The sequence below is a fragment of the Methylobacterium bullatum genome, from assembly GCF_014845095.1.
GTDB lineage: Bacteria > Pseudomonadota > Alphaproteobacteria > Rhizobiales > Beijerinckiaceae > Methylobacterium > Methylobacterium bullatum.
In genome coordinates, this window is record NZ_NKUG01000004.1 from 1 (window position 1) to 7,743 (window position 7,743).

At 69.1% G+C, this 7,743-nt stretch carries 9 protein-coding genes; 4 read left to right on the forward strand and 5 right to left on the reverse strand.

Annotated features, from left to right (window positions below; translation table 11 throughout):
- From MBTS_RS00365 to MBTS_RS00375, 3 genes are all read right to left on the reverse strand, one after another.
- Positions 1-313: dihydrofolate reductase (locus tag MBTS_RS00365; RefSeq protein ID WP_192214870.1), on the reverse strand; the 313-nt coding region annotated here is incomplete at its 3' end.
- Complete coding sequence (locus MBTS_RS00370) at positions 313-1,107, reverse strand: thymidylate synthase (RefSeq protein ID WP_018042567.1); 795 nt, start codon at positions 1,105-1,107, stop codon at positions 313-315. The genes MBTS_RS00365 and MBTS_RS00370, both read right to left, overlap by 1 nt.
- A gap of 55 nt (positions 1,108-1,162) precedes the next feature.
- On the reverse strand, positions 1,163-2,014 hold the full coding sequence (locus MBTS_RS00375) for a CPBP family intramembrane glutamic endopeptidase (RefSeq protein ID WP_238253865.1): 852 nt from the start codon (positions 2,012-2,014) through the stop codon (positions 1,163-1,165).
- A 273-nt stretch (positions 2,015-2,287) separates the two neighbouring features.
- On the opposite strand from MBTS_RS00375, the gene MBTS_RS00380 reads away from it, so the two are divergent.
- Positions 2,288-2,932 carry an SspB family protein gene (locus MBTS_RS00380; RefSeq protein ID WP_147831657.1) on the forward strand — a complete coding sequence of 215 codons (645 nt, stop codon included), beginning with the start codon at positions 2,288-2,290 and terminating at the stop codon, positions 2,930-2,932.
- Positions 2,933-3,247: 315 nt separating this feature from the next.
- Here MBTS_RS00380 and MBTS_RS00385 read toward each other — a convergent pair whose 3' ends face one another.
- Positions 3,248-4,642 carry a cytochrome P450 gene (locus MBTS_RS00385; RefSeq protein ID WP_056144107.1) on the reverse strand — a complete coding sequence of 465 codons (1,395 nt, stop codon included), beginning with the start codon at positions 4,640-4,642 and terminating at the stop codon, positions 3,248-3,250.
- A gap of 138 nt (positions 4,643-4,780) precedes the next feature.
- On the opposite strand from MBTS_RS00385, the gene fumC reads away from it, so the two are divergent.
- From fumC to MBTS_RS00400, 3 genes are all read left to right on the forward strand, one after another.
- Positions 4,781-6,205, forward strand: a complete 1,425-nt coding sequence (gene fumC, locus MBTS_RS00390; RefSeq protein WP_056144106.1) for a class II fumarate hydratase — start codon at positions 4,781-4,783, stop codon at positions 6,203-6,205.
- A gap of 11 nt (positions 6,206-6,216) precedes the next feature.
- Complete coding sequence (locus MBTS_RS00395) at positions 6,217-6,408, forward strand: DUF4169 family protein (RefSeq protein WP_147831655.1); 192 nt, start codon at positions 6,217-6,219, stop codon at positions 6,406-6,408.
- A 157-nt stretch (positions 6,409-6,565) separates the two neighbouring features.
- The gene (locus MBTS_RS00400) at positions 6,566-6,784 is read left to right on the forward strand and encodes a ribbon-helix-helix domain-containing protein (RefSeq protein WP_192214871.1); all 219 of its coding nucleotides are present in this window, start codon (positions 6,566-6,568) and stop codon (positions 6,782-6,784) included.
- A 12-nt stretch (positions 6,785-6,796) separates the two neighbouring features.
- On the opposite strand, the gene MBTS_RS00405 is transcribed toward MBTS_RS00400, so the two are convergent.
- The gene (locus MBTS_RS00405) at positions 6,797-7,564 is read right to left on the reverse strand and encodes a helix-turn-helix domain-containing protein (RefSeq protein ID WP_147831652.1); all 768 of its coding nucleotides are present in this window, start codon (positions 7,562-7,564) and stop codon (positions 6,797-6,799) included.
- Positions 7,565-7,743 lie beyond the last annotated feature (179 nt).

Below are 7,743 nucleotides of genomic sequence, written 5' to 3' on the forward strand. Positions count from 1 at the left end.
TCCTCGTGCTGACCCGCGACCGGTCGTTCTCGGCCGCCGCCAGGGCGCCTGCCCAATCGTGGACGACGGCCACGTCGGCGGCCGAGAACGACCGGTCGCGGGTCAGCACGAGGATGCGCCGGCCCGGCAGCGGCCGGCCGATCGATTCGTAGGTCTTGCGGCCCATCAGGACCGGCTTGCCCATGGTCAGCGCCTTGAAGCGGCGCAGGTCGCTGCCGAGGCGCCAGATCAGGCCGTTGTCCCGGCCGATCACCCCGTTGCGGGCCACCGCCGCGATGAGACTGATGCGGGGGCGATGGATCTCGGACGCCATCAGACCGCCACCGGCGCGCGGATGGCGGGATGCGGTTCGTACCCTTCGATGGCGATGTCCTCGAATCGAAAATCGAACACCGAGCGGACCTCCGGGGCGAGGACGAGGCGCGGCAGAGGACGCTGCTCCCGCGTGAGCTGCAGCCGGGCCTGTTCGAGATGGTTCACGTAGAGATGGGCGTCGCCGAGCGTGTGGACGAAGTCTCCCGGCTCCAGGCCCGTGACCTGGGCGATCATCGCCGTGAGCAGCGCATAGGAGGCGATGTTGAACGGCACGCCGAGGAACACGTCGGCCGAGCGCTGATAGAGCTGGCACGAGAGCCGGCCGTCGGCGACGTAGAACTGGAACAGGCAATGGCAGGGCGCCAGCGCCATCCTGTCGAGGTCGGCCGGGTTCCAGGCCGAGACGATCAGCCGGCGGGAATCGGGGTTTCGCCGTATCTCGTCCACGAGCCAGGAGATCTGGTCCACTGCGCCGCCGTCGGGCTTGGCCCACGAACGCCATTGCTTCCCGTAGACCGGCCCGAGATCGCCGTTCGCATCGGCCCATTCGTCCCAGATCGTGACGCCGTTGGCCTGCAGGGCGCGCACGTTGGTGTCGCCGGTGAGGAACCACAGCAATTCATGGATGATCGAGCGCAGGTGCAGCTGCTTCGTCGTGACGAGGGGAAAGCCCTCCGCCAGGTCGAAGCGCATCTGGTGGCCGAAGACCGAGAGCGTCCCCGTGCCGGTCCGGTCGTCCTTGCGCGTTCCCTCGGAGAGGATGCGTTCGAGAAGCTGATGATAGGCGTGCATCGCGGTCCCGTGTTGCGTCTCCCGCGATACCGCGAACGGGGCCGCGAGGCGAGCGTCAGGCGGGCGCCGGCCACAGCAAGTAGGCGACCACGGCGAGATTGCTCCAGACGTGGAGCAGGATGCAGGGCCAGAGCCGCCCGGTCCGCCAGCGCAGCCAGCCGAGCATCAGGGCCAGGGGAATCAGCGAGACCGGGCGGGCGATGCTGCCGACCTGGATGTGAAGCAGCACGAACAGGGCGGAGGTGGAGAGGATCGCACCCCACGGCTTGAGGAAGCGCGAGGCCCGCTCGAACATCGCCCCGCGCATGAGCACCTCTTCCGCCACCGGCGCCAGCACGATGGTGAAGGCGAGCCAGGCGATGGCCCCGGTCCTGCTGAGCAGCGGCGACAGGCCGACATTGCGGCCGAACGCCATGTGGAAGACCTCCGCCGTCCCGATCACCCACAGGATGTGGAGGAACGGCCAGAGCAGGAGAATGGCGAGAAGCCGCGAGGGTGCGAGGCCCGGCGCCGCGACGGGGGTCAGCGCGAGCCTGGAGCGCCACGCCCCGCCGCTGGATCGGATCGCCGCGCCGATGACGATGGCGACGATGAGGCACTGGCGCAGGATATCGCTCGCCACCTCGCGCAGGACCAGCTGCTGCGGATACAACCGGGGGCGGCGGGCCTCGGTGGCGAAGGGGTCTATGCCCTGCAGGATGTCCGCGCCGACGCGCACGACGAGCAGGGCGGCGATGGCCGCCGCGAGCATCACGAACAGGGTCGCCAGGACGAGGCCGATGGCATCGCGAAACGCCGCCGCGGCGAGGCGGATCGGGGAACGGCGCGGCCGCGCGCCGCCGGTGGCGGCCAGCATTGCGCCGATTGCCCGGTCGTCGGACAACTCCACGTCAGGATCGGGCTTCAAAAGCGACGCCTCTCCCTCTATATTCGTGTCGTTCGGTCGAGAGGCCGAACTGGGTGCCTGACAATCTTCGGCCGAGGCCGCTCGATCCCGGCGCTTTCACCAGAATCCCGGGTACGTGGATACGGTGTCAATTCACCGCCCCCCCGTGGAGACCACGGTGGGAACGGCGCGATTGAAACCGGCGCCCGAGTCCGGCAAGCCTTCACGTCAATTCACCGACCCGGTGCGCCGTCGGCGCGACATTCCGGCAGGTACCGGGCAAAGCGACAAGCGATGGCAGACGATCTCATCCGTTACGACCTCCTGGTTCAGGATGCCCTGCGCGGCGTCGTGCGCAAGGTGCTGACCGACGCGGCCCGCGAAGGTCTCGCCGGCGAGCACCATTTCTACGTGTCGTTCCGGACGGAGGCGCCGGGGGTGCGGATGTCGCAGCGCCTGCGGGAAAAGTACCCCCAGGACATGACCATCGTCCTCCAGCATCAGTTCTGGGATCTCGGCGTCACCGAGCATTCCTTCGAGGTCGGCCTGTCCTTCTCCGGGGTTCCCGAGCGCCTGCTCGTGCCCTTCGACGCCTTGAGCGGGTTCTTCGACCCCTCGGTCCAGTTCGGCCTCAAGTTCGACCTGAACGAGGCGGCGGACGAGGACGCGCAGGACGATGCGCCGCAACCTCACGGCACGAAGAACGCCACGCGGGGCGCGGCCTCCGAGCCGAGCGAGATCATGCCGAAGGGCAACGCCGTCTCGGCGATCGGCGCCAGCGTGCCCAAGCTCCTCCCCGCGCAGGGCGCGAGCCAGAACCTCGACAAGACCGAGGACGGTCCCGACGGCAAGGCGGCGCGCCCCGCGGCCAAGAAGCCCGACGGCGGCGAAGCTGGTGCCGAAGTCGTCAGCCTCGACGCTTTTCGGAAGAAGAGCTGAGATTAAAGTCGCTTCGCTGCTTTTCGCGATGCCCGACGAATCGGGCTGTGCCTCGCTCCACCCGTCCGGGGCTACTGGATTCACACATTTGCTCGACGGCTGTTCCCGTTATTCAATAGGGTTCGGCCTAAGGCGCGACGTGCTCCCTCTCCTTCCAGGAGAGGGGACGCGCGAATTGGTGAGTGTCGTAGCCATCTAGGGAAGGGACGTTGGTTACGCTGAGTCTGCGCGAGCGCGGTCGTGAGACCTCGCCCCCCTCTCTCGGACATTTGCAGAGCGCAGCGGACGGTGATCCGCGACCCGCCGCAGCGGTTCTCAGCCCCGCCGCTCCACCTGCATCCGCAAGCCATGTTCCGGCCGCAGCGTCACCCGCTGGAGCGGCGTGACGGGGGCGTGGTCGGGTGACAGCGAGAAGCGCGCGGCGCGGGCGATGTGCGCCAGCACGATCACTGCCTCCTGCAGCGAGAAGCTCTGGCCGATGCAGACGCGGGGGCCTGCGCCGAACGGCAGATAGGAGAAGCGCTGAACGGTGGCCCGGTTCTCCGGCAGGAAGCGCTCCGGCATGAACGCCTCGGGATCGTCCCACAGGGTGCGGTGGCGGTGGAGCACGTAGGGCGCCACCATGATGAGCGAGCCCTTGGGGATCTTGATCCGGCCGATCCGATCCTCCGCGATGGCCTGACGGCTCAGGAACGGCACCGGCGGGAACAGCCGCATCGTCTCTTCCATCACCGCCTTGGTGAAGGGGAGCGCGTCGGCATCGAACCCGTCGCCCTGCACCGCATCCACCTCGCGCTCGACGCGGGCACGGGCCTCGTGATCCTGCGACAGGCAATAGAGCGCCCAGGTGAGCGCGTTCGCCGTGGTTTCGTGGCCGGCGGCGATGAAGGTGACGATGTTGGCTTTGACCTCCAGATCGCTGAGGCCCTTGCCGGTTTCCGGGTCCTGCGCCTGAAGCAGCAGGGTCAGCAGGTCGGAGGGGGCCGTTCCGGCGTCGAGCTGCGTGCGCCGGCGCGCGATGAGGGCGTTCACCACCTCCTCGAAGAAGCGGATCGCCGGACGCGCCCGGAGCCGGCCGATGCGCGGCACGAAGGCCGGCACGCCGAACACGTCCATCGGGTCCACCGGCCCGACCGATTCGAGGAACCGGGTGATGGCGCGGCCCAGCGCATCAGGGTCGCTGGACAGGCCCTCGGTGAAGATCGTCCGCTCCAGCACGTCGAGGGTGACGCGGGTCATTTCCAGGGGCACGTCCACGGTGGTGGCGTCGCGCCGGGCGAGGCGGCGGCCGATTCGCGCGCCCGCCTCGTTCATGGGGGCGGCGAAGCCGAGGACGTGGCGGGCCGAGAAGATCGGCGCCAGGGTGCGCCGCTGCAGCTTCCACTCCTCGCCCTCCGCCGTGAGGAGGCCGTTGCCGAGACCCGGCGCGAGCACCCGGCGCTGCAGGTCGTCCTTGCGGTAATTGGCGGCGTTCTCCACGAACAGGTAGCGGATCAGGGCCGGGTCGCTGACCACGGTGACGCGGCCCATCGCGCCTTCGCGCGCCACCACGGGCTCCACGAAATGCTCGTCGAGCCAGGTGGTGATCGGGTTGGCGCGCACCGCCTTGAGGAAGGCGAGCAACCCCGGCTGTTCGCGCCGGGGGCGCGGGACGACGGGGCGGAAGCGCGGGAGGGCGTCGGGCTCCAGGGTCGCGGCGTCCAACGGCATCGGCAATCGTCCTCGCTTCGTCCCGGAACGTGCCTGACTCCGGCACGGTCCTGTGACGCCTTTGAAAGAAAGCACCATCGCGGTTTTCGGCCGCACCGTTTAAGTAGGGCCGCATACCCCGCCATCTAAGAGGCCACGATGTCGCCGCTCGAAAGCCCCACCGAAACGTCCGCCACCCGGACCGAGTCCGACACGTTCGGCCCCATCGAGGTTCCGGCCCATCGCTACTGGGGCGCGCAGACCCAGCGCTCGATCCAGAACTTCAAGATCGGCACCGAGAAGATGCCGGCCCCCCTCGTCCATGCCCTCGGGATGGTGAAGCAGGCCGCCGCCCTGGTGAACCAGGATCTCGGCGCCCTCGACCCGAAGGTGGCCCAGGCCGTCGCCGCCTCCGCCGCCGAGGTGGTGTCGGGCGAGCACGACCAGGAATTCCCCCTCGTGGTCTGGCAGACGGGCTCGGGCACCCAGTCGAACATGAACGCCAACGAGGTCATCGCGAGCCTGGCCAACGAGCTGCTCGGCGGAAAGCGCGGCGGCAAGTCGCCGGTCCACCCCAACGACCACGTGAATCGCGGCCAATCCTCCAACGACGTGTTCCCCACGGCGATGCACATCGCGGTCTCGCGCGAGATCAACGACCGGCTGCTGCCCTCCCTGAAGCACCTGCACGACGCGCTCCAGGCGAAGTCCGAGGCGTTCGCCGACATCGTCAAGATCGGGCGCACCCATTTGCAGGACGCGACGCCCGTCTCCCTCGGCCAGGAATTTTCCGGCTATGTCGCGCAGGTGGCGTTGGGCACCGAGCGGGTGAAGGCGACGCTTCCGGGCGTGCTTGCTCTCGCGCAGGGCGGCACGGCGGTCGGCACCGGCCTCAATGCCCATCCGGAATTCGCGGAGAAGTTCGCGGCCAAGGTCGCCGAGCTGACCGGCCTGCCCTTCACCTCGGCCGCCAACAAGTTCGAGGCGCTGGCCACCCACGACGCCCTCGTCTTCACGCAAGGCGCGCTGTCGGCCCTGGCGGCGGGCCTGTTCAAGATCGCCCAGGACATCCGCTTCCTCGGCTCCGGCCCGCGCTCGGGCCTCGGCGAACTCTCCCTGCCGGAGAACGAGCCGGGCTCGTCGATCATGCCGGGCAAGGTCAACCCGACGCAGTGCGAGGCCCTGACCATGGTCTGCGCCCAGGTGATCGGGAACGGCACCACGGTGAGCTTCGCCGGCTCCCAGGGTAATTTCGAGCTCAACGTGTTCAAGCCGGTCATCGCCAACGCGGTGCTGCAATCGATCCGCATCCTCGCCGATGCGGCCGTGAGCTTCGCCGACAATTGCGTCGTCGGCATCAAGGCCAACGAGGACAAGATCGCCGACCTGATGAGCCGCTCGCTCATGCTGGTGACGGCGCTCGCTCCCTCCATCGGCTACGACAAAGCCGCCGAGATCGCCAAGACCGCGCACAAGCGCGGCACCACCCTGAAGGAAGAGGCCCTGCGCCTCGGCTACGTCACGGAGGAGGAGTTCGACCGCGTCGTGCGCCCCGAGACCATGCTGGCACCGAGCGTCGACTGACGGGGAAGCTCATGGCCGAGATCATCAACCTGCGCTCGGTCCGCAAGGGCAAGGCGCGGGCCGAGAAGGAGGCGAAGGCGGAGGACAACCGCATCGCCTTCGGCCTGCCGAAGAAGGCCAAGACCCTGGCCGAGGCCAAGAAGGCCATCGAGTTCTCGCGCCACGAGGGCCACAAGCTCGTGGGACCGGATTCGGACGGGTGACAAGCGCAACGGTTCCCCCTCCCCCCTCTGCGGGGGAGGGTGGCCCTCGCGTGAGCGAGGGTCGGGAGAGGGGAGCGCCATCTCCGGAGAGGTCGCCCCCTCTCCCGCCTGCTCCGCAGGCACCCTCCCCCGCAGAGGGGGGAGGGTTGCGCGCCCGATGACCACCGGCACCACCAAACGCTCGGTGATGATCGCCGGCCACCGGACCAGCGTGTCGTTGGAGACGCCGTTCTGGGAGGCGCTGCGCGAGATCGCCGCCGCCCGCGAGCAGTCGGTTCAGGTGCTGATCGGCGAGATCGACGCAGCGCGGGGCGCGCAGAACCTGTCCTCGGCGATCCGGGTGTTCGTGCTGGCTGAAATGCGCAGGGCGAACTGAAGCCGTCGGCGTCTATGGCCGCCGGATACCCACGAGGCTCGCCGAGGCGGGCGCTCCGAACGTCTCGCGGAAGGCGTTGGCGAAATGGGCTTGGTCGGCGAAGGCCGCCTCGTGGGCGGCGACCGTGAAGGTTTCACCCCGAATGACGGCGTCGATCGCCCGCCGCATGCGCAGCCACGAGCGATAGCGCCGGAAGGGAACTCCGACCTCGCGGGTGAACAGGTGCTGCATCCGCGAGGATGACAGCCCGACGGAGGCCGCGAGGCGCGGTGCCGACATGCCCGTGTCCTGGCAGGTGCCGAGGTCGGCCATGATCCGGGCGATGCGCCCATCGAGCGTCGGTCCGTTCCGGCGCACTGCGAAACCGGCGAGATCGGCGATGGCCTGCCCGGCCCAGACCGTGGCGCGCGGGCATTCGTAGAGCGCACGCAAGGGCTCGATCTCACCCCGCATGGCGACGCGTGCGCCGCCGATGTCCTCGCCGGCGGCGATCAGGCCCAGGAGAGCCTGCGCTCCGGCCTCCGGCTCGAGATAGAGCACGGCCAGGGGGTCGCCGGCGCAATCGAGTTCGTGCCGCATCCCGGCCGGGACGAAGGCCGTGCGGCAGGCGATCCACGGACCGGGCCTGAACCGGATGCGGAAAGGGCCATACAGGCCCGCCAGATAGACCGGCGCACCATGCTGGTGGCTGGCGTTGTAGGCGAGCGGTCCGGCAAAGAAGGTATGCCCGCCCTCGACGTGCCAAAGGGGGCCGAGGGCGGGGGCAGCACGTTCGTTCAAGCGGTGTCCCCTCCCCACGCGCTAGGCCGGTCATCCCCGCCTCGCGGTCCACCGGCGCGGCGGGGTCAGCCGGAGATCCTGCGACGATGATCACATTGAGCCGCCGCCTTTTCACGGGCGCCCTCGCGGGCCTCGCCCTTTCCGGCGCGAGGCCGGCCCTGGCCGGGGTGGGCCCCTCG

Bases quoted from the DNA above. Each gene is read 5' to 3' on its own strand.
- MBTS_RS00370 (WP_018042567.1), bottom strand. From the start codon at position 1,107: ATGCACGCCTATCATCAGCTTCTCGAACGCATCCTCTCCGAGGGAACG.
- MBTS_RS00380 (WP_147831657.1), top strand. From the start codon at position 2,288: ATGGCAGACGATCTCATCCGTTACGACCTCCTGGTTCAGGATGCCCTG.
- MBTS_RS00385 (WP_056144107.1), bottom strand. From the start codon at position 4,642: ATGCCGTTGGACGCCGCGACCCTGGAGCCCGACGCCCTCCCGCGCTTC.
- fumC (WP_056144106.1), top strand. From the start codon at position 4,781: ATGTCGCCGCTCGAAAGCCCCACCGAAACGTCCGCCACCCGGACCGAG.
- MBTS_RS00395 (WP_147831655.1), top strand. From the start codon at position 6,217: ATGGCCGAGATCATCAACCTGCGCTCGGTCCGCAAGGGCAAGGCGCGG.
- MBTS_RS00400 (WP_192214871.1), top strand. From the start codon at position 6,566: ATGACCACCGGCACCACCAAACGCTCGGTGATGATCGCCGGCCACCGG.